This window comes from Pseudomonas fildesensis, from assembly GCF_001050345.1.
Taxonomy (GTDB): domain Bacteria; phylum Pseudomonadota; class Gammaproteobacteria; order Pseudomonadales; family Pseudomonadaceae; genus Aquipseudomonas; species Aquipseudomonas fildesensis.
The window spans coordinates 199,075-220,837 of sequence record NZ_LFMW01000011.1 but is presented as its reverse complement, the minus strand read 5'-3'; the positions used below and the strand labels follow the sequence as shown (position 1 = coordinate 220,837).

At 59.7% G+C, this 21,763-nt stretch carries 16 protein-coding genes and 2 pseudogenes; 6 read left to right on the top strand and 12 right to left on the bottom strand.

Annotated elements, in window-relative coordinates; genetic code table 11:
* Window positions 1-256: 256 nt before the first annotated feature.
* Both ACR52_RS17020 and ACR52_RS17015 read right to left on the bottom strand, forming a co-directional pair.
* The gene (locus ACR52_RS17020) at window positions 257-1,360 is read right to left on the bottom strand and encodes a DmpA family aminopeptidase (protein WP_048726571.1); all 1,104 of its coding nucleotides are present in this window, start codon (window positions 1,358-1,360) and stop codon (window positions 257-259) included.
* Window positions 1,361-1,369: 9 nt separating this feature from the next.
* The gene (locus ACR52_RS17015) at window positions 1,370-2,746 is read right to left on the bottom strand and encodes an APC family permease (protein WP_048726568.1); all 1,377 of its coding nucleotides are present in this window, start codon (window positions 2,744-2,746) and stop codon (window positions 1,370-1,372) included.
* Between the two features lie 178 nt (window positions 2,747-2,924).
* Between ACR52_RS17015 and ACR52_RS17010 the strand changes: the two genes are divergently transcribed.
* On the top strand, window positions 2,925-3,710 hold the full coding sequence (locus ACR52_RS17010; RefSeq protein ID WP_048726565.1) for a helix-turn-helix transcriptional regulator: 786 nt from the start codon (window positions 2,925-2,927) through the stop codon (window positions 3,708-3,710).
* A gap of 266 nt (window positions 3,711-3,976) precedes the next feature.
* On the opposite strand, the gene ACR52_RS17005 is transcribed toward ACR52_RS17010, so the two are convergent.
* Genes ACR52_RS17005 through ACR52_RS16990 form a run of 4 tightly spaced genes read right to left on the bottom strand, consistent with a single transcriptional unit; the run spans window position 3,977 to window position 7,749 of the window.
* A complete protein-coding gene (locus ACR52_RS17005) occupies window positions 3,977-5,056 on the bottom strand; it encodes a polyamine ABC transporter substrate-binding protein (protein ID WP_048726562.1) in 1,080 nt (359 codons plus the stop codon).
* A gap of 60 nt (window positions 5,057-5,116) precedes the next feature.
* Complete coding sequence (locus tag ACR52_RS17000; RefSeq protein ID WP_048726557.1) at window positions 5,117-5,458, bottom strand: cupin domain-containing protein; 342 nt, start codon at window positions 5,456-5,458, stop codon at window positions 5,117-5,119.
* Window positions 5,459-5,482: 24 nt separating this feature from the next.
* Window positions 5,483-6,889 (bottom strand): NAD(P)/FAD-dependent oxidoreductase, encoded by a 1,407-nt coding sequence (locus ACR52_RS16995; RefSeq protein ID WP_048726551.1) that lies wholly within the window; start codon window positions 6,887-6,889, stop codon window positions 5,483-5,485.
* A gap of 50 nt (window positions 6,890-6,939) precedes the next feature.
* Window positions 6,940-7,749, bottom strand: coding sequence for a helix-turn-helix domain-containing protein (locus tag ACR52_RS16990; protein WP_048726548.1), 810 nt, complete (start codon window positions 7,747-7,749; stop codon window positions 6,940-6,942).
* Window positions 7,750-8,005: 256 nt separating this feature from the next.
* Here ACR52_RS16990 and ACR52_RS16985 point away from each other — a divergent pair, with 256 nt between their 5' ends.
* On the top strand, window positions 8,006-8,278 hold the full coding sequence (locus ACR52_RS16985; protein ID WP_048726546.1) for a DUF1652 domain-containing protein: 273 nt from the start codon (window positions 8,006-8,008) through the stop codon (window positions 8,276-8,278).
* Window positions 8,279-8,369: 91 nt separating this feature from the next.
* On the opposite strand, the gene ACR52_RS16980 is transcribed toward ACR52_RS16985, so the two are convergent.
* Entirely contained in the window at window positions 8,370-10,823 is a 2,454-nt protein-coding gene (locus ACR52_RS16980) for a UvrD-helicase domain-containing protein (RefSeq protein ID WP_048726542.1), read from the bottom strand.
* A gap of 219 nt (window positions 10,824-11,042) precedes the next feature.
* Between ACR52_RS16980 and ACR52_RS16975 the strand changes: the two genes are divergently transcribed.
* Complete coding sequence (locus tag ACR52_RS16975) at window positions 11,043-11,738, top strand: pirin family protein (RefSeq protein ID WP_048726539.1); 696 nt, start codon at window positions 11,043-11,045, stop codon at window positions 11,736-11,738.
* A gap of 53 nt (window positions 11,739-11,791) precedes the next feature.
* Here the strand turns inward: ACR52_RS16975 and pgm are convergent, their stop codons facing one another.
* The 4 genes from pgm to ACR52_RS16955 all read right to left on the bottom strand — a co-directional run bounded on the left by pgm (window position 11,792) and on the right by ACR52_RS16955 (window position 18,145).
* Window positions 11,792-13,435: a phosphoglucomutase (alpha-D-glucose-1,6-bisphosphate-dependent) gene (gene pgm / locus ACR52_RS16970; RefSeq protein WP_048726537.1), complete on the bottom strand. Its 1,644-nt coding sequence runs from the start codon at window positions 13,433-13,435 to the stop codon at window positions 11,792-11,794.
* 103 nt (window positions 13,436-13,538) lie between these two features.
* Window positions 13,539-14,945 carry an aminotransferase-like domain-containing protein gene (locus ACR52_RS16965; protein WP_048726535.1) on the bottom strand — a complete coding sequence of 469 codons (1,407 nt, stop codon included), beginning with the start codon at window positions 14,943-14,945 and terminating at the stop codon, window positions 13,539-13,541.
* Window positions 14,946-14,981: 36 nt separating this feature from the next.
* Complete coding sequence (locus tag ACR52_RS16960) at window positions 14,982-16,418, bottom strand: hypothetical protein (protein WP_082143177.1); 1,437 nt, start codon at window positions 16,416-16,418, stop codon at window positions 14,982-14,984.
* A 713-nt stretch (window positions 16,419-17,131) separates the two neighbouring features.
* Window positions 17,132-18,145 (bottom strand): zinc-dependent alcohol dehydrogenase family protein, encoded by a 1,014-nt coding sequence (locus ACR52_RS16955; RefSeq protein WP_048726532.1) that lies wholly within the window; start codon window positions 18,143-18,145, stop codon window positions 17,132-17,134.
* Between the two features lie 266 nt (window positions 18,146-18,411).
* On the opposite strand from ACR52_RS16955, the gene ACR52_RS16950 reads away from it, so the two are divergent.
* The 3 genes and pseudogenes from ACR52_RS16950 to ACR52_RS16940 all read left to right on the top strand — a co-directional run.
* Window positions 18,412-19,326, top strand: a complete 915-nt coding sequence (locus ACR52_RS16950) for a LysR substrate-binding domain-containing protein (RefSeq protein ID WP_048726530.1) — start codon at window positions 18,412-18,414, stop codon at window positions 19,324-19,326.
* Between the two features lie 221 nt (window positions 19,327-19,547).
* Window positions 19,548-20,333: pseudogene (locus ACR52_RS16945) on the top strand (tyrosine-type recombinase/integrase); the annotation flags it as partial.
* A 45-nt stretch (window positions 20,334-20,378) separates the two neighbouring features.
* Window positions 20,379-20,716 (top strand): annotated as a pseudogene (locus ACR52_RS16940) (3-methyl-2-oxobutanoate hydroxymethyltransferase); the annotation flags it as partial.
* Here ACR52_RS16940 and ACR52_RS31090 read toward each other — a convergent pair.
* Window positions 20,712-21,461, bottom strand: coding sequence for an MFS transporter (locus tag ACR52_RS31090; RefSeq protein WP_269084180.1), 750 nt, complete (start codon window positions 21,459-21,461; stop codon window positions 20,712-20,714). The pseudogene ACR52_RS16940 and the gene ACR52_RS31090 sit on opposite strands and share 5 nt — an antisense overlap.
* Between the last annotated feature and the right edge of the window lie 302 nt (window positions 21,462-21,763).

Genomic DNA, 21,763 nt, shown 5'->3' with positions numbered 1-21,763 from the left:
TTGAAATCTTTCGTCTACCTCTATTTCCCGAGTGCAAAACTGAAAGGCGGGCAACTTCAGGAAGTCTTACGCCGTGTTCATTGGGGGCAAGTGCAATTAATCGGCAAAACACCCGACAGCATTATTTAAATATTAAATAGCACTAACGCCGCTCAAGTTGAGCGGCGAACTTCATGAATGGATCCAATTATTGTCACGGTGTCATTGGCAACATTAAAGGGCCACCATCTATATAAATAGTTGTAATTAGCGTGTATTACCGGGATATATCCCAGCCGGTCTTGTGTAATGCCTGCAACAACGTCTCGGGTTTCAAGCCGGGCACCAGCACGCCATCGTCGGTGCTCATGTCCTCCCCGGCCAACAGGGCATTGATGATCGCCTCCTCCACCGCCTCTGCTGCCGCACTGAACAGCGGCGATATATGGTCGTTATTGACCATCTGCAACGCCGTGCTGAACGGCAAGCCCTTGCGCCCGTAATCCGCCGGCGGCATATCCTGATTGCCGGTGGCGAACGCCAGGAACAGGTCGCCGCTGGAATCCTCGGTACCGCCTCCGGTGCGCGCGATGCCAATGGACGCGCGCTGCGCCAGACGCTGGCATTGGTGCGGCAACAACGGCGCATCGGTGGCCAGGATCACCACGATCGAGCCCATGCCCGGCGTACCCCGCTCGGCAAACGGCGAAGGAATCTCCATCAGCCGACGGCCGACCGGGTAACCGTCGACCCGCAGCTCCTGGCGCTTGCCATGGTTGGCCTGCACCAGCACACCGACGGTCCAGCCACCCTGCTCCGCCGGCAAGCGCCGCGACGCCGTGCCAATGCCGCCCTTGAATTCATGGCAGATCATCCCGGTGCCGCCGCCCACCGCGCCCTCCTGCACCGGGCCGGTCTCGGCGTGGTTGATGGCTTCGCGCACTTGCTCCGGGCCAACGTGCTGGCCCCAGATGTCGTTGAGCAGGCCGTCATAGGTTTCCATCACCACCGGCATGCACCAGTACACCGCCGGGTCCGCCAGGCGCTCGCGCTCCAGGGCAATCAAAGTGTCGCGCACGATGCCGATGCTGTGGGTGTTGGTGATCGCCAGCGGCGTGGTCAACAGCCCCGCCTCACTGATCCACTCCAGGCCCGTGGCATCGCCGTTGCCATTGAGCACGTGGTACCCGGCAAAACACGGCTGGTGCCGCGCCTCCCCGGGGCGCGGCTGAATCACCGTCACGCCGGTGCGCACCTGTTTACCGTCGACACGGGTCTTGAGTGTGCTGTGGCCCACCCGAACGCCGGGAACATCGGTGATGGCATTCAATTCGCCGGGCATGCCCAGCCCCAACGTGATGCCCAATTGACGTGCACGCATAACCACTCCTTACAATTTCTGAAACGCCGGGCTCGACCGGCCACTGATGCAATACAGAATCACCGACAGGGCCAGCAAGCCGATGATGATCATGATGTCGCGCATGGACGCCTCAGCGATCAACGTCACCAACAGATACCCCGCGCCCAGCACCGCCAGCAAGGCCGGCAACGGCCACAACGGCATGCGATAGGGATGCTCGCGATCACGCAGCAGCACCCGGCTCATCAACGCACTCAACGCCACCACCAGGTACACCAGCATAATCAACAACACGCTGAACGAGGTGAGGTCGGCCAGGTTGGAGCTGAAACTCAGCAACGCCGACGGGATGGCCAGGAACAGCGTAGCCAGCCAGGGCGAGTCCCAGCGTGGGTGAATGCGCGTGAACAGTTTGTTGATGCCAGGCGTCCACAGCGCATCGCGCCCGCTGCTGAACACCACGCGGCCAATCTGGATGACGATCGCGACAATCGCGTTGAACACCGACAGGAAGATCCCTGCGCTGACCAGCCGTGACAGGGTTTCATTGCCGTGGCTGGTGAGCAGATAGCCGATCGGATCGGGGCTGCTGATCATCGCACTCAGGGACGGCGCACCGATCAACAGCGCGGTGATCGGCACAATCTCGATCACCACCACCAGCCCAAGCGACCACAACACCGCCTTGTGCACGCCCTTGCCGCCGCACTTCATGTCTTCGGCCAGCAGCACCGCCGGGCCGTAGCCATTGAACGAGAACAGGCCGATGCCCACTGCACCCATCACCAGCGCCCACGGTGCCAGGTGCAACACACCGTTTTCGACGATTTGCGGTTGAAACAGCACGCTGGCCGGCTGCACCGGGTTGCCGAAGCCGATAAACACGATCACCAACAATGCGGCCACTTCCAGCAGCAGGCAGGTGCCAGTGATCCAGGCATTCAGCTTGATATTGAGGATGCCCAGGGCGTAGCTACACACCACGATCACCAGGGCGACGGTTTGTGAGTCGAACTTCGTGCCCAGGGCGTTATTCAGATAAGTCGCCGCGCCTGTGGCCAGTACCGGCGGGATAAACAGCAACATCACCAGCACGGTCAGAAACGTCGCGTAGCCGGCCATGCCACCGAATACCCGCTTGGCATACACGTATTCACCACCGGCGCTGTTGTGGGCGCGGCCCAACTCGGCGTAACAGAAGGCGAACATCAACGCGAGCAAAGCAGCCATCACAAAGGCCAGAAACACGCCGCTGCCCGCCTGCTGGATGGCGAAGGGGGCGATCACGAACACGGAGCTGGCCGGGGTCACCGCCGAAACGGTGATGGCGACCACATCGAAGACGCTCAGGGTGGGCTTGAGCACGCCGTCTGGCGCGGGGGAAGCGTTATCCTCTGTCGTTATTTTTGGTGTGAGGCAGAAACGAAAAATGATGTTTTGTCGGGATATGTTTCCCGCTGAATGATGGCGACGTTAAAGCCTGCTGGCTTGTCGGCCAATTCCCCTATTGGCGTACTCCCCTTGACGGTACCCGGTAAAAGTCGAACCCTTGGCCGATCTTTTGATGACGGGAGCCCGTGACATGAGCCTGTTCCGAGAAGTTGGCATGCATGCCGGCCTGGGCCGCACCGTCGCGCACATCGGCACCGAGCGGTTCTGGAAACAGCTGGTGCTGTTGCTGCACCAATGCCTGCCGTTCGATAACGCCCTGGCGATTTACTACCCGCCGGACGGCCCACCCCAGGCCCTGGAAGAATACGACGCCCAGCCCAGCAGCAAACCGGCGTCGATGCTGGTGTACCTCAACGGCCTGTATTTGCTCGACCCGTTTTTCCAGGCCTGTCGCGAGGGCTATGCCAGCGGCGTGTATCGCCTGGAAGAAGTGGCGCCGGATCATTTTCGCCAGAGTGAATACTTCCTCAACTACTTCCACGACAACGTGCTGGAAGACGAGGTGCAATTCATCCTGCAATTGCCGGGTGCGGGGACGTTGTCGCTGTCACTGGGCATGCAGCGGCGGTTCAGCGTTGAAGAAAGCGGGCTGATGACCACGTTGGGCGCCTGGGTGCTGCCATTGATGCAGCAGCATTGGCAGCAAAGCACGCAGCGCGCGCCGGCAATGGATAGCCAGATTCGCGATGCGTTGAGCCATTTTGGATGCGGCGTATTGTCCGACCGCGAACTGGAAATCGCCCGCCTGGTATTGCGCGGGTTTTCGTCCAAGGCCATGGCCGAACGCCTGAAGATCTCGCCGGACACGGTGAAGGTTCATCGTCGGCATTTGTACGCGAAGCTGGATATCTCGTCACAGCCGGAGCTGTTTTCGTTGTTTATCCAGTCGTTGGGGCATGATCTGGAAAATCCCTGAGCAGGGGGTTAGCCCGTTTTCTTGGCGAGCGGGCTTTTTGTGGCGAGCCGCTTGTCGTGGCGAGCGGGCTTGCCCCGCGTTGGGTTGCGAAGCGGCCCCAAAACCTGGCGCTGAGGTTTGCCTGATACAACGCATTCTTCCTCAATGGGGCCGCTTCGCAGCCCAACGCGGGGCAAGCCCGCTCGCCACGACAAGCGGCTCGCCACAAAAAAACGCTCGCCACAACAGCTCCTTTCACCACAAGAACCCCGCCCGCGCGTGAACTATCAGCGGCCGGTACGAATGTTGTTCCACACCCGTGTCCGAATCCGGTCGATGTTCAGCGGCATGGCCTCAAGCGCAAACAGCTTGCCCATCATTTCCTCGCTCGGGTAGATCTTGGTGTCCGCCTTGATATCCGGGTCAACCAGGCTGTCGGCCGCGCTATTGCCGTTGGCGTAATGCACCGAGTTGGTGATGTCCGCCATCACCTGGGGTTCGAGCAGGTAATTCATGAACGCATAACCGGCTTTTTCATCCGGCGCATCAGCGGGCATGGCGACCATGTCGAACCAGATCGCAGCGCCTTCCTTGGGAATCTGGTAACCGATATTCACACCGTTCTTGGCTTCCTTGGCGCGGCTTTCCGCTTGCAGGACATCGCCGGAAAAGCCGACAACGACGCAGATGTCGCCATTGGCCAGGTCACCGGTGTACTTCGAGGAGTGGAAGTACGCCACGTAGGGCCGCACTTTCATCAACAGCGCTTCGGCTTTCTTGTAGTCCTCCGGGTTCTTGCTGTGGTGCGGCAAGCCCAGGTAATTGAGCGCGATCGGCAACAGTTCAGGGCCGTTGTCGAGAATAGCGACCCCACACTTGCTGAGCTTCTCCATGTATTCGGGCTTGAAGATCAGGTCCCAGGAGTTCACCGGCGCGTTGTCGCCCAGCACCGCCTTGACCTTGTCGATGTTGTAGCCGATGCCGGTGCTGCCCCACAGGTACGGGAAGCCGTGGGCGTTGCCAGGGTCGTTGTTTTCCAAGGCCTTGAGCAGCACGGGGTTGAGGTTCTTCCAGTTGGGCAACTGGCTCTTGTCGAGCTTCTTCAGCGCGCCGCCCTGGATCTGCCGCGCCATGAAGTGATTGGAGGGGAACACCACGTCATAACCCGAGTTGCCGGTCATCAATTTGCCGTCGAGGGTTTCGTTGCTGTCGTACACGTCGTAGCTGAAACCGATGCCGGTTTGCTTCTGGAAATTCTTCGTGGTGTCCGGCGCGATGTAACTCGACCAGTTGTAGATTTTTACCGTCTCGGCGGCCTGGCTGATTGAGGCCACCAACATCAAAGGCAACAGGGCAATGGCTTTCATGGTTCGATTTCCTGGCGGTTTTAGGGCTGTTTTTATGGCAGGCGATCAAGGATCAAAGCGTTACAGGATCAGTACATAAGTCTTGCGCACGGTTTCCTGGATATCCCAGATTCCGGTGCTGTTGGCCGGCAACATCAGTGCATCACCGGCTTGTATATGGACGATTTCACCGTTGTCGGGGGTGAAGGTGCAGCGGCCCTGGATAAAGTGGCAAAACTCCTGGGATTTGATCTGCCGACGCCAGCGGCCCGGGGTGCAGGCCCAGATGCCGGTTTCGACGCCGTCAGTGCGCTCCACGCTCAAGGTCGAGGCCACGGCGATCAGCTCGCCCAGGGGCACTGCAACCGGTGACGAATCCGGCAGGTGTGCATTCAGCGCGTCTTTGAATTGAGTGATGCTCATGGGACTACCTGTGTGTGAAACGATTTAGTGCATGAACCCTTCCATGAACTCGGCCACGCCAGTCGCCAGCTTGCGGCGCCAAGGCGCGGTGTTGGGGTTGGCCAACACCTGATCTTCATGGACAAAACTGCGAATGATCGCGTTGTAGCCAAGCCAGCGGCACGGTTCCGGCTCCCACGCTTTGAGGGCCTTGAGGCCGCGCTCACGGATCACCCAGGGCTGGTGAATCAGTGGTGTGTCGCGCCCCAGGATCAGGTCGGCCAGGGTACGGCCGCCCAGGTTGGTGGCGCCGACGCCCTCCCCGCCATAGCCGCCGGACAGTGCGATGCCGGTCTTGTGATCGCACACCATGTGCGGCCTGAAATTGCGCGACATGCCCAGGTTGCCACCCCAGGAGTGGGTAATCCGGGCGTTCTTAAGCTGTGGGAATAGTTCGCCGAACAGGTAGCGACGCAGCTCGACTTCGCTGTCAGTCAAATCGAAGTTGTGACGCAATTTGCCGGCGAACTGATAACCGCCGCGGGCACCGAACACCAGCCGGTTGTCCGCCGTGCGCTGGCCATAGGTGACCTGCCGGCTGCTTTCGCCGAACGCCTGCCCATGGTTCAAGCCGATTTCAGCCCAGGTGCTGGCGGGCAATGGCTCGGTGGCCACGATCAGGCTTTGCACGGGTAACTGATAGCGACCCAAAGGCGGCAAGGTCGGCGCATATCCCTCCACGGCCGGTACGACCCAGGCGGCGCACACACTGGCCTGGGCAGTGCGCAGGCTGCCGGATTGCCAGTGCGTGACGGGGCTGTTTTCGTAGATCGTCACGCCCATGCGCTCAACGACCTGCGCAAGGCCACGCACCAGCTTGGCCGGGTTAATGGTCGCGACATGGGGTGCATAGATACCGCCATAGGGCTTGGCGATGCGAATCTGCTCGGCCAGTTGTTGCGGGCTCAGCCAGCGATAATCGTCTTCGGTGAGGCCCTGGGCGTGGAGTTTGTCCAGGTAGCGACGCAGGCTGCCTTCCTGCTCGGGGTACCGTGCGGCGCAATACAGCGCGCCGCCCTTGCGATAGTCACAGTCGATGCCTTCACGGGCCAGTACCTGCGCCACTTCATCGGGAATGCCGTGCAGCAGGTCAAACGAGGCGCGGCGTTGTTCAGGCGCCAGGCCAGCCAGCAGGCGGTCTTCGCCCAGCAGGTTGCCCATCAGCCAGCCGCCATTGCGGCCAGACGCACCAAAACCAGCGGTTTGTGCCTCGATGATGGCGATTTTCAGCTCGGGCGCCTGGCGTTTCAGGTAGTAGGCCGTCCACAGGCCGGTGTAACCGGCGCCGATAATGGCCACATTGACGTCCAGGTCATGGGCCAGGGATGGCCGCGCCACCAGCGGGTCATCCAGTTGGTCCATCCATAAACTGATAGTGCGCCATGCCGGCATGCCAGGTTCCCCCTACCTTATTTCGATAGGCTGGATCCTAGAGCGGTGTGTCAGGGACTGTCTTGCGCGCGTGCACGCATGGAAATTTGTTTGACGTAGGCCTTCGGCGATTGCCCGGTGTGCTGGCGGAAGGCGCTGTAGAACGCCGACAGCGAGTTGAAACCGGCGGCGAACGCCAGGTCGTCGACTTTTATCGGTGGCGCAGCGGTGTCCAGGGCAGCCAGCAAATGCTGGAGCCGTGCCTGGTTGACGTAGCGGTAGAAGCTTTGCCCCAGCACCTGATTCAGCAGGTAGGAAATCTGATTGCGGCTGTAGCCACATTCCCTTGAGACCCGTTGCAGGTCCAGTTCCGGGTCAAGATAGGGTTGCTTGAGTTCGAAATATTGCTGCAGGTCATTGGCCATATGCCCCAATTGCTGGGGCGACAGGCCCAGGCGGCTGACCGTGGGGCGTGACGCCTGAGTGGGCCGCTCATGCACCAGCGACGCGTACTCATTGACCCGCCAGATCAGCCCGTCGCGCACGGTGATGGCCTCACTGGTGCGAAACGACACAAGGCCCTGACCGCCGCGCAAGGTAATGCGGTACTGGATAAACGCCGTGTCACCGTCGGCGCGAATGCGATCCGTGTGTTCGATGGCCTCGTCCGCGCCACGCGGCATGCTGGCTTGCAGATACTCGCGCAACTCGGCGTAACCGATGACACGGTTCTGGAAAAAGTCGTGGTACTGGATGTCCGGGTGGTAGTAGGACATCACCCCATCCAGATCCCGATGCCGCCAGCACAGGTGGTGGCGCAACACCAGTTCGCCTGTGGCGCGGGTGTGCTGGCAATCATCATCCGGAACGGCGTCGGGCATGGCAGGCTCTGCGGCGGTTAAACGAGGGAGACTGCCTAATTTCGGCAGTGCCTTCAATGGCCAATTGGAGCTTCTGACTAATGGCCTTCTGCCCAATTTATTGTAGGACATGACACACATCAAACTTATGGATAATTACTGCCGAACGGGGCGAAAAAAACCACCTCGCCGTCACAAACGAATGCTACTTTTAAGCTCTGACTTGCCATGACCAGTGAAGGTCTTGGCCCCTGCCGCGAGCTAAAGGAAGCGCTCAATGAACAAGGTGGGCAACATGAACAAAGTGACGTTCCCCAACGCCTGCCAGCTGATGCGCTGGCATTTTCATCCAATGGGCTTCGAGGGCAGCATGGACGCCCCCGGAAGCATGATCGCCCGCCTGTTCGATCGTGCCAGCGGCGAGACCCTGATCGCCATTGCTGGCATCCCCTGCGCGACGGTGATGAATGCCGCCGACGTGGAGCGCATCATTGAGGCGGTGGAGGATGAACTGGAGTCCTTTGTACCGCCGCACTTGTTAAGGGCCTGACTCTCCCTCGAACCTGCGAGCTGTCCTGCCGGCGATGGCGTCCTAGCGAGCGCCATTGCCTTCACGGGCCTCATCGCCGGCAAGCCGGCGCTCACACAGGGATGCGTTGGTCGTTGAAAAATGCCTTTTTGCCGTCCACCCGCTCCGACGCCTTCGGCACATTCACGGCCGCACCTTCAGGCTTTTCCACATACCAATAGCAATGGCTCACGGCCCGGGTAATGCCGACGTAGGCCAGGCGCAACACCTCATCTTTTTGCGCCGTGTCATACGGTTCGCTGTCCCCATCCTTGCCCAGTCCGGCCATGCGATAGACCTGGTTCTTGTAGGGCGAGCTGGTGACATGCTGGCAATCCCCGAGCAGAAAGACCGCATCGGCCTGCAGGCCTTTGGCGCTGTGATAGGTCAGCTGTTTCAGTCTGCGCGCGGCAGGCGGCAAGTTAGAATCCACATGAACTACTGACTGAATATGCTCATTAATCAGCAACTTATCGCTACTTTTTCGATACAACATTAACACCGAGTCGCCCTTTGCATAGTGTTCCTGCAACCGCCGACCCAACGCTGCGTCATCCCGCTCCAGGACGTTGACCGGCACCAGCGCCTTGGCCGTACCGCTGGCCTTGGCTTTCTTGCCGGGGATCGCCGGCGCCGCGCGCACGATATGTTCTGCGGCATCGATGATGTGCTGGTGACTGCGGTAGTTCTCGCCGAGCATCACGCGGGTGGTACTGGGTGACGGAAATTGCTGGTTGAATTCCATGAAGTATTTGGGCGAACTGCCGCGCCAGCCATAGATCGATTGCCAGTCATCCCCCACGCACAACAGCGACGAACGCTGGGCGCCGCGGCCTACATGCATTGCGGGGCCTCGACTGCGGATTTCGCGCAGGCTGGCGCGAATCCAGGAAACGATCTGCGGCGAGACGTCCTGGAATTCGTCGATCATCAGGTGCGACATCGGCCGCAGCAACGGATCGCTCAGCAGCTTGAGGTTTTCCGGGGTATTTTCGCCAAACAGCGAGAACATCCGGTTGTAGGTCATGATCGGCGGCGACTGGTCCAGCAGGTGGTCTTCGAGGGCTTTCCAGAAGATGCTCAAGGCCTCGAAGAACAAGCGGTCCGGGTCGTCCTTGGCGAAACTCATCTGGCCTACAGCGGTGGGCACGTCCAGGCCGAGGTTCTCGATGAAACCAGCAGCCATGACAAAACTGTCGAGCAACGGCGCCGATGCCAGCTCGCCTTTGACCTTGTAGTCGAAACCCGGCCCGGCGCTGGCGTCTCCTGCCAGGCTGCTTAAAAGACGCTTAGACGACTCATAACTATCTATCCATATCAAAGGCTTACGGCAGAAAGCTTGAAACAAGGTGCGCTTTACTGCCCACTCCGCGCGCACCGATAGCTTGGAATTGGGCCGGCTGGTCTGGGCGTTTTCCCGCGTATCAAACCCCAACACCACCCACGCATCCAGCTCCCGGATATAGCCATGGCAGTGAAACTTTGCGCCATTGATCTCGATGGTCTGCCGATTGGGCTCAATGCCCTTGATAGGCCAGGCGCCCGCGCGAAACCATAAGTCCTCGATCACGTCGCACAGTTCTTCATCGCGCTTGGCGGCCAGCTCTGTCACCGCCACACGCTTTTGCACATCCGGATGGTCCCGCTCCAGCTCCTTGAGTTGCAGCCCGTGGCGCGCCAACGGGGCAATCAACTCACGAAAGCGTGCGTGCTGGCCCTGCAGCCGGTGATAGCAGGCATTCATCTGCTGGCGCTGGGCCTCGTTGATACGCAGGTCGAACGGGTTGCTGTCAGCGTCCTCGAAGCCGGCGCTGAGGTTCTCGAATGCCTGCAAGCGTTCAAAGCCCGGCAGGCTGCGCACCATCGGCAAAATGCGCGAGTGAAAGGTACGCACCACGGCCTGAGCTTCTTTAATTTCAAGTGGTTGGCCCCACAAGCTGAGAATCTCCATGAGCTTGCGGATGAAGTCCTTGCGCGACTCACGGGTGAAGGTCACCACCGTCATCGAGCTCAACTCAAAGCCCAGGTAATGGGTGAGCAACAAAATGCGCAGTACCAATGACGTGGATTTACCCGCGCCGGCACCGGCAATCACGGAGGTGGATGGCGTGTCGCTGAAGATCATCTTCCATTGCGCGGCGCTGGGCTGGGCGTGAGCAGGCAGCAGGCGAGCCACATCGGCCTTCATGCGTTTCTTCACATCCGCCGTCAGCGATAGGCGCCAATCGTCAAACAGGCTGTCATCCACCCCCGGCGCACGGTGCTCTTGCGGGCGGAAGTCACGAATCAACAGGACCTGACGCCCCTCCTCGATACCGTCGGCCTTGCCCTCGCGATAGCCATACTCCACGCCCGCCTCGTGCCCGCTGCGGAAACCATCGGCTTGCCCGTGCAACCAGGAAAACCGGTGCTGCGCGCGCAAACGGGTCAGGCCGTGGCCAAACAGGCGAGCGGCCAAGCGTTTAAGCAGGGGCATTTCAGCCAATGGGCGAAGGTCGGGGGGCAGATCAGGCTTGTGTTGCGACACGCGGACTCCTGCGATGAGCTTGGCTTTGACGAGTGCGCCATGGTCGCCGGAATTGGCACTCAGTTCCAGCCAATTGCTTTGCTGTCATGCAGTTAGGCGATAAACCGCAAGTCAAAACGCCACTAATCAATCGAATCAACAGATAGGAATCAGGCAGTTTTTACGCTTTTTATCGATCATGAGCTCAAGGATCATAGGCGTCATCAACAGGAGACGATCATGCTTGAACTTCGACCTTTCAACGCTTTGGGCGGTGCCCATCATGGCTGGCTTGACGCCCATCATCACTTTTCATTTGCCGAATACCACGACCCCAAGCGCATGCACTGGGGCAACCTGCGGGTATGGAACGACGACATCATCGCTCCCGGCACCGGTTTCCCGCAGCACTCGCATCGCGACATGGAAATCATCACTTATGTGCGTGAAGGCGCCATCAGCCATGCCGACAACCTGGGCAACAAGGGCCGCACCGAGGCCGGCGACGTGCAGGTGATGAGCGCAGGCACCGGGATTGCCCACAGTGAATACAACCTGGAAGCCACGGCAACCAAGATCTTTCAGATCTGGATTATCCCGAACGAGGCCGGCCTGCCGCCGTCGTGGGGTGCCAAGCCGTTTCCAAAGGGCGACCGCGAAGGTTTCGTGACGCTTGCCAGTGGCAAGGCCGGTGACAGCGAAAGCCTGCGTATTCGTGCCGACGCGCGCCTGGTGGCGGCCAACCTGAAAGCCGGGGAAAGTGCTGAATATCGGCTGGACAGAGGGCGCCGGGCGTATCTAGTGCCGGCGACCGGCGTGATTGAAGTCAATGGCTTGCGTGCACAAGCTCGAGACGGTGTTGCGGTGGAGAATGAGCAGGTGCTGCGGGTCACGGCGATTGAAGACAGCGAGATCGTACTGGTCGACCTGGCCTGACCTCTGTAGGAGCCGGCTTGCCGGCTCCTACAGGGCGGTGAAGGCGTTCGGGGTTATTGGCTGATTGCGCCGTCAACCAGCACTTGCGCCTCTTCCACCAGCTGTTTGAGGTGATCTTCGCCGATAAAGCTCTCGGCGTAGATCTTGTAGATGTCCTCGGTACCCGATGGCCGTGCGGCGAACCAGCCGTTTTCGGTCATCACTTTCAAGCCGCCAATCGCCTGGTTGTTGCCCGGTGCATGGCTGAGGATCTGCTGGATGCTTTCCCCGGCCAGTTGGGTGGACGTGACCCGCTCCGGCGACAGCTTGCCCAGCAGGGTTTTCTGCGCCGGAGTGGCTTTCGCATCGACCCGAATGGCGAACGGCTCGCCCAGTGCATCGGTGAGGCCACGGTAGATCTGGCTCGGGTCCTGGCCTTTGCGCGAGGTCATTTCTGCTGCGAGCAGCGCCGGAATCAGTCCGTCCTTGTCGGTGCTCCACACCGTGCCGTCTTTACGCAGGAACGAGGCGCCGGCGCTTTCTTCACCGCCAAAACCCAGCGAACCTTCGAACAAGCCATCGGCAAACCATTTGAAGCCCACCGGCACTTCGTACAAGCGACGGCCGATACGGGCGGCGACGCGATCAATCAGCCCGCTGCTGACCACGGTCTTGCCCACGGCGGCGTCGGCGCGCCATTGAGGACGGTTCTGGAACAGGTAGTCGATGGACACCGCCAGGTAGTTGTTCGGCGCCAACAGGCCGCCGGACGGGGTGACGATGCCGTGGCGGTCGTGGTCCGGATCGCAGGCAAAGGCAACGTCAAAGCGGTCCTTGAGGCCAATTAGGCCCTGCATGGCATAGCTGGAGGACGGGTCCATGCGAATCTGGCCGTCCCAGTCGACGCTCATGAAGCGGAACGTGGAATCGACTTCGGTGTTCACCACGTCCAGGTTCAAATTGTAGTGCTCGGCGATTGCCGACCAGTAGCGCACCCCTGCTCCGCCCAGCGGATCGACGCCCAGGCGAAGGTTGGCGCTGCGGATGGCGTCCATGTCAATCACGTTGATCAGGTCGGCCACATAGCTGTTGAGGTAGTCATGGCGATGGGTGGTGTCGGCCTTGAGTGCCTGGGCGTGGGTGATGCGCTTGACCCCCGCCAGCTTGTAGGCCAGCAGTTCGTTGGCCTTGGCTTCGATCCACTTGGTGACGTGGGTATCGGCCGGGCCACCGTTCGGCGGGTTGTATTTGTAGCCGCCACTTTGCGGCGGGTTATGGGACGGGGTGATAACAATCCCGTCCGCCAGGCCACTGGTGCGGCCGCGGTTGTAGCAAATGATGGCGTGGGAAATCGCCGGGGTCGGCGTGTATTCATCGCCTTCGGCCAGCATCACATGCACGCCGTTGGCGGCCAGCACTTCCAGGGCGCTGGCGCCGGCCGGTGTGGACAGCGCATGGGTGTCGAGGCCGACAAACAGCGGGCCGTTGATGCCCTGGGCTTCGCGGTACAGGCAAATGGCCTGGCTGATGGCAAGCACATGCCATTCGTTGAAACTCAGCTCGAACGAGCTGCCGCGGTGCCCGGAGGTACCAAACGCCACGCGCTGGGTGGAGATCGCTGCATCAGGCTGGCCAGTGTAATAGGCCGTGACCAGTCGCGGGATATCCACCAGCAACTGGGCCGGTGCCGGTTTGCCCGCAAAAGGACTGATAGTCATGCATAAACCTCGGAGAGAAGGATTCGGAAAAATGACAGTTTACTAAGAGTTCGACTACGGCGCGACGGTATCGATCCTACAACTTCAAGAGAAATTTCACGCGCTAATCTGTCTGCGCCTGCGTCAGTGCCTGAGCCAGCGCCTCCAGAGCGATGTCAAGGTTGGGATGCCCGTTGAACGTCAGGCTCAGCCGCACGTGCTGGTGGTGCAACCCACTGAGGCTGAACAGCTCACCCGGCGCGATCACCACTTGCCGGGCCACCAGCCGCTGGAACACCAGGCGCATGTCCACTGGCTCAACCGACTGCAACCAGAAGCTTGCCCCGGCGACCGGCATTCGATAGCTCACACGCCCTGGCAGGCGCGCATCCAAGCGCAGGCTCATGCCCTCGGCTTGTTCGCGCAGGCGTTGACGCAATGTCTCAAGGTGCTGGTCAAGCCGCCCGCTCTGGTACAGGCGGGCAATCGCGCGCTGGCGGATCGACGAGAGCCGGAATGCGCGCAGCAGGAACTGGCGCTGCAACGCACTGCTCAGGTGGCGCGACAGCACATAACCAAAGGGGGCCTCTGGGCCGAGTACCTTTTCGAACGAGGAGAACACGATCAGACGCTCCGGGTTGACCAGGTTTCGCAGGGCGGTCTGGCACGATGTGAAGCTCAGCTCGCCATAGCTGTCGTTCTCCAGCAACCAGCAGCCGTATTGATCGAGCAACTCTGCCACCCGGAACCGTTCATGGTTGGGCATGGCGCTGCCCGACGGCATGCTGACCACTGACGACAACAGCACCACTTGCACCTGTTCACGCAGCAGCAGGTGCTCCAGCGTCGCCAGGTCGAGGCTGCCATCGGCTTGCCAGGGCCATTCGATGACCCGCACCCCGGCGGCCTGCAACAGGCGCAGGATCAAGCAGTCGCACGGTGACTCTACAATCACCGCGTTGCCTTTGAGGCCCAGCACATCAATCAGAATCTCCAGCACGCCGCGCAGGTCAGCGCCGATATACACGTCATCCGCCTGCCAGCAACGCGTGGGCGACGAGGTGTAGCGTGCCGCCAACGCCGCGCGCAACTCCCAGACCCCGCACGGTTGCGACCAGGGCTGCAGGTCGCTTGGGTGCCTGCGCACCAGTTGCCGTTCCAGGGTCAGCAATGCGCTATCCAGCGACCCCAGCCGCGTGGGCTCATCGCCGCTGAGTACGACCATGCCGGGACGTCGCGCTGCCGCATACAGGCGCTCCAGCAGATCGCCCTCTGCCGCGATGAGCGGGTTAACGACCACCGGCCAGGCGAAATAACCGGACTTGGCCACCGAATAGACCCGACCCTCTTTTTCCAGCAGCGAGTACGCGTACTGGATCGTCGAGATCGACACGTTCAGGCGCGTCGACAACTGCCGCAGGGACGGCAGTTTGACCGGGCTGTCGAGCGTGACTTCGTTGATCAGGTTGATCATGTAGCGGTACACCGCCTGGTAGGCAAAATCCATCTGCCGTTCACCTCTCAGGTTCATCGCCGTTCACCTGGACAAGCAGGCCAGAGCACGCGGCTAACGCCCGGACAACTGAAAGGCGCGCAGTTGGGCCTGGGTCGGCGAGCGTTTGGCACACGCGCCTTGTGCCGCCGCGCCACGGCCAATCTCCAGCGGCCGCTTGTGGTACAGGTGCTGCACCAGGGGCAGCGGCAACCCGCTGTTGTCGACCACCCACTGCAGCAGCATGTCGGCAACGGGCTTGCCCTGAAGTGCCTTGTGCAGTTCAGGAAGTGCCACCAACATGCCGGGATGGCATTGGCGCAGGTAACCTTCCAGGCGCTGGCCATGGTGAATAAAAGGCGAAAACAGCAGGCAGGTGAGCTGGCTCTCATCCAGGCCGAAGAACTCTTGGGCGTAGGTCGTTGCCAGAACACGTCCGTCGGGGCTGCTTGCCTCTGCGATCAAATGGTCCGGAATCTGCCGGCGCTGCATGTAGTCCATCGCCTGTCGCACAAAACCTTCCACACCATCCTCGTAGGAAAGCGCCCGCAGACACTGCGCCTGCAAGCCCTGCAGATGGGCCATGAGCAGAGGGTTGGGGTAGGCCGCGTGGCTGAAATGGAAACCGAAGGGGTCGGGTTTGTAACCCAGAAACTCGGTGAGCAGGGGCGCAGACACGGGTTCCACACCGTTGAGCAGGTCGGCGATACCGATATACGCCAAATTGCGATGTCCACCCCGGCGAGGACTTTCAGTTGTGGTGTGGTGCTCGCCATAGAGGTCCAGATAACAATCGTTGCTCCACTCCTCCATGCGTGCAAACAGCCCGGTGAGCGACAAGGGCATACCCGGTGGCATGTCGATACCCGCCGCCGCTGCATTCTTTTTCAACCAGGCCAGGTATTGGCCCTGCTTGCGTGGGGAGTCGCCGCTGACCAAGGCATGTACACCGCCATTCCAGGCGGTAACACGCTGGTAGAAATCCGCCAGGGACAGGTAGGCATCGTTACACAGCGTCGCGCGAATATCCCCGGACGTCATGTGCCCCACCATCAACGTAGTGCGCTGGCTGACGGCCTTCCCGGCGCTGGACGCCGGGCGCAGATGGTTGAAGGGATAAACCTCCTGGTTCTCCACCAGCAACAACTCCACCCTGGGGTCGTCATGGAAAAACAGTGCGCCATAGCTGTGATGCAATGTATCCAGCGTTGCCTGGGTCATGCCCGCATGGCGCAAGGTAGCGACCCGAAGCTGGAAGGTGCTGGGGGAACGACTGGCAATGGTCAACTGTGCCGCACGCAACAGCGCCAGGGTGTAACTGCTGACCTCCCCGCCACCGTGGGCCACCAGCACTTTGTACAGACCTACTTGCTCAATGCCGCCGGCCGCCACAACGATTCGCTGAATCAATAACTGAAGTGCTGTGCGTTCGGCGCGCGTGAAGTGCCCGACCAAACGTTGCAGAACTTGTTGATAAACATAGTTCATGGCTTGTTCGTGAATAGCGCTCATTGTTCTACTACCTGAGTTGAAGTATCAGTTTCAAGCAACTATCGAGAGTGCCTGCTTGATCCATTACATGTGTAAGAGTGCCGTCCGTCGCCGTACGCAACGATGACCAAACCTTAGCACGCTGAAACAAAATGACAGGGGATGCCAATGGGTTACCCGACGCGCTCGCCCTTGCTTTAGACCATTGCGCCAGGGGCTCCGTGCAATCCTAGGAATATTCCTACAGCGTCCTACAGCGATTTAACCAGGAAATTAAAGAAGTATCCGACACATGGAATTCATACAACTCAAGAAGTTGTATGCAAATGAACTTGAACCACCTCGCGCAATATCCTTCGTCTCTCCGAGCGGCTTGCGTCGCGATAGTTGAGTGCCATGTGTATCAAATGAAAATTTCAGATCTTTAATCATTGCTCAATCCCTGAGATGACGGTGAAGGCACAATTATCGGCACTGGAATAATGATTAACAGATACAGAAAAGTTCGACAAAACAGTTCAGATGGCGGATGGGGCAGTGATTGTTCACACCCACGCAAAGACGCCGCACTGGAAATCAGGGCGGCGTCCGGGAGAAAGGTCTATTTTGCGGGGCAAAGGGCCCAAGCGGTGGCTCAACCCTGGCGCGGGTTAAGCCATGACAAATGGCGCATTTGCCCCATTCGCTCAGACGCTGGAGTACTCATTTGCGAATACTCCTACAGCTCAAACAGCTTAAACCTGCAGCGCAACACGCTCGCGGCACGGGCATTCGTCCATGTAGCGGTGCGCTTCGACGAACTGGCTGAACGGAAACACCGTGGTTTTCAGCGGTACCAGCACACGGTCGGCCGTCAGTTGGTTGATGTCACGCAACGCACGCTGCAAGGCCACCTGGTCCTGAATGATGCCCAGCTCAGGTTTGCCGGTGAAGTTACCGATGCAGTGCACAAAGAACTGGATGTTCTTCTGGAACGCGGCACACGCCGGGAATGGCGTCTGGTTGCCACCTTGCAGGCCATACAGCACCAGGCTGCCACGCGGTGCCAATACATCACCGAGCAACGACATCTGCGGGCCACCCAAGCCATCGAATACCACGTCGACGCCGCGGTTGTCAGTGAACTTGTTGATCTGCATCAGCAGGTCCTGTTCTTCGGTGACAATGACCTTTTCTGCGCCGAGGGACAGCAGGTATTCACGCTCTGCGCTGTCCTTGGTCGCGGCAATCACCCGCACACCCAGGGCTTTGCCCAACTGCACGAACGAAGGGCCGGCACAGTGGCTGGCGTCGGTGACCAGGGCAAATTGACCGGGTTTGACCCGTGCCAGGTCCATGTACGCAAAGTAGGCAATCAACAGCGGCGTGTAATGCACGCTGGCTTCGATGGGGCTCAAGACGTCGGGATAGCGAGTCAGGGCCGAACGGGGCAAGACGATCTGCTCGCCATACACCGGATAATCATTGGGGCTCTCGGCCGGAAAACTGGCCACTTTATCGCCCACTGCCAAATCATCCACGCCGTCGCCGAGGGCGACAACCACCCCGGCCATCTCATGGCCAAGGCCGGACGGTAGACGTGCATGGGAGGACGCAAGGTTCTGGCGCCACAAAATGTCATACCAACTGATGCCAATCGCTTCGACACGCACCTGCACTTCGCCCGGTGCGGGCTGCGCGGCCGCATGCTCTTCGCATTTGAGCACCTCGGCCGGACCAAACTTGTGAAAACGGATCGTGCGGGACATCGCAAACCTCGTCAAAGTAACTTCTAATGCCATGAACTCTATCTGGGCTTTCCAGGTAAGACCATCGGTCGCTATTAATAGTCGACATGCCTGTCATTGATTCCGCGACTGAGGAATAGACCTCAACTATCGTAGGAAAACTCAATTAGCCGGTGCAGAGTACCAGCCTTTCCCCGTAAGATTCATGCCGGTCATGCTTCTGAATGGATCCCAAGGGCTCTAGATGGCCGCTATCGTCAAGTTTGCTGACTCTTCCAGGACACAAGATGAACCGTAACGACCTGCGTCGTGTCGACCTTAACCTCTTGATCGTATTCGAAACCTTGATGCATGAGCGCAGTGTGACCCGCGCCGCCGAGAAATTGTTCCTCGGCCAGCCGGCCATCAGCGCGGCATTGTCGCGCCTGCGCGGGCTGTTCGATGACCCGCTGTTCGTGCGCACCGGACGCAGCATGGAGCCGTCGGCCCGTGCCGTGGAAATCTTCGCCCTGCTCTCCCCGGCCCTGGACTCGATCTCCACCGCCGTCAGCCGCGCCGCCGAATTCGACCCGGCCACCAGCACCGCCGTGTTCCGTATCGGCCTGTCGGACGACGTTGAGTTCGCCCTGCTCCCCCAACTGCTCAAACGCCTGCGCGCCGAAGCCCCGGGCATCGTGCTGGTGGTCCGTCGCGTCAACTACATCCTGATGCCGGGCCTGCTGGCCTCCGGCGAGATTTCCATCGGCGTCAGCTACACCGCCGACCTGCCGGCCAACGCCAAGCGCAAGGTACTGCGCCGCAGCCTGCCAAAATTGCTGCGCGCCGACAGCGTACCGGGCCCCCTGAGCCTGGACGACTTCTGCGCCCGCCCCCACGCGCTGGTGTCGTTTGCCGGTGACCTGAGCGGGTTTATCGATGAAGAGCTGGAGAAACTCGATCGCAAACGTCACGTGGTGCTTGCTGTGCCGCAGTTCAATGGGTTGGGAACGTTGCTGGCGGGCACCGATATTCTGGCCACGGTGCCGGATTATGCGGCTGAGGCGTTGACATCGGCGGGCGGTTTGCGGGCGGAAGACCCACCGTTGCCGGTGCGCAGCTTTGAACTGCACATGGCGTGGCGCGGGTCGCAGGACAATGATCCAGGGGAGCGGTGGTTGCGGTCGCGGATTCAGATGTTTTTTGGGGACCCAGATAGCTTGTAATGGAGTTCCAGTAAATTCCATAAAACTTTTTTATAACAAGTACTTATTGGTGGTTTCAGTCCACTTCCGCCTGTCTAAATCCAATGGATTCCACGACTCATGGGGGCTTAATTGGGGGCAAATTTCGGTTCCTTAAAAAAGGATGCCCCACCCATGCCCCCAAATAACGCGGTTGTTTTCAAACGAAAACTCAGCGATGCCTTGATCCGCTCGCTGACCGAGCCCGGCAAGCACGCCGCGACGTGGCCAACCATACCGTCCCGCTCAAGGCCAAGACCGCCAAAATCGACGCGCAACTCCTCAACGAGGTGCGCACCATCATCCGTGCTGTCCTAGGCTTTGCGGAGGGGCGCGGCTGGGTTGAACGCAACGTGGCGCTCAGCAACATTGAGGAATTGAAGATCCGCCATGTCGTGACCAGCAACCCAGCGATCGAAAGGCCAGCGGACCTGGGCAGGTTTTTGCTGCGACTGGATGAATGCAGCAACGGCAGCGTTGCCATCGCAATGCGCGTGCTGGTCATTTTGCCAGTCCGCCCTGGCGAACTGGTACAGATGCGCTGGGAAAACGTCGACTTGGTGGATGCCGATTGGCGTTACGTGGTCAGCAAGAGCAAGCACATCGTGCCGTTGCCCGAGCAAGCTCTGCTCCTGTTGTGCGAGTTAAATAAAACACGCGTCGTGGATGCACAAGGCAACGGCTGGGTGTTCGTCTCGCCGGTCTATCCGGGGCGCCCCATCAACCCGAGCTCCATGCTCAAGTCCCTTCAGCGTATCTGGCCAGAGTACGACATCACGGCCCACGGCTTTCGTGCAACCTACAGGACCATCGCGCATGAGCACTTGGGCATTGACCCTATCGTGCTAGAGCTTTCACTGTTGCACCGAATGCCAGGTGCATTAGGCGCAGTATACGCACGCGCCCATCTGCTCAGTCAGCGTCGGGAGGCGGCGCAATTGTGGGCAGACTATCTGGACCAATTGCGGAAAAACGCGGTGTTCGATTGAGCATGCAGCCATCACTCCTTCCAACTTCCCTTCTAGATTCCGCTATTGATCCCGCTGGTACAAGCGGTCAGCCGTTCGACCCAGCGGGCATTGGTGATTGCGGATCTGCCGTTCGGCTCTTACCAGGCCTCGGCGGAACAGTGCTTTCATACCACTGTGCGCTCTATGAAAGAGGCCGGTGCGCATGCGGTCAAGTTGGAGGCGGCAATGAAATGCTGCCTCAGATGGAGAAGCTTGCGGCCTACAGCATTCCGGTGATGGCACCTATCGGCTTCACGTCGCAGATGGAGCATCAGTTGAGTGGCTTCCGCGTGCAGGGCCGAGGTGAAGACGCACAACGGTTGATCGAGATGGTGCCCGGTGAAGTGGGTCGGGCAATCACCTAGGAGGTTTCGATTCCAACCGTCGGGATTGGTGCAGGTAATCAATGCACAGGATGGGCTCCGTTGCAGGCCCCAGCACGCGAGCGCCATAACAGTGCTTGAGCGCCGCCGCCCCACCGACGTGATCGCTGTGGTGGTGGGTGATCAAGATGTCCGTCAGTGGCCAATCGGGATGCCTGCGCAGCCAATCGGCCAACGGGGTGGCGTCGCCTGGATCAACGACTGCGCACAGACGCGACTGAGGGTCCGCCAACAGCCAGATGTAATTGTCCTCAAAGGCTGCAAGAGCAATCACTTGCAGCCTTTTGGCTTTGGTCAAGAGCAATCCGAAACCGGAGCCCAGAAGCCCGCTGACGCCTTGACTGGCAAACATGAAACTCAAAATCACGCCCTTGCGCTCAGGTGCCTGCTCCACCAGCAAAGCCGTGGCACTGCCAAATTCGCCACCTGCCGAGAAGCCCTGGATCAGACGTGCGAGGAAAATCCCCAAGGGTGCCAGCAACCCGATGGTCGAGTAGGTCGGCATGACAGCGATGAGAAAAGTCCCCAGCATCATCAACCAGATAGAGTTCAACATCGCCGCTTTGCGGCCCACGCGGTCGGCGTAGGAGCCAAGTACGGCGGCACCCAAAGGTCGAATCAAGTAAGAAACCGCAAAGGTGCCCAACGTCAGCAACAACGAGACGGTCTCGTCGGCGGTGGGGAAAAACAGTTTCGCGATGGTGATGGCGAAGAAACCGTAGATGATCAGATCGAATCACTCAAGGGCGTTGCCAATAGAAGACGCGATCACCAGTTTGTAAAGCTTGTTTCGCGGCATGGGCGTGGCCGTGGATGGACTTGTAGCGTAAGGCGCCGTGGACATGGGTGATCTCCACAATCGTTCTTCGCAGGTAGGGCCGTTCGTATTGTTATTGGCCTATGAAGCGATAGTAGGGAGACGTCGGATTTACCACAATTATGCATTTATCAAGTTTTGTTTGCTTTTAACGTAAGGGGGCTGCACCTCACGTTGGGCGCCGTGAGCGATGTTGGCGCCTTGGGCAA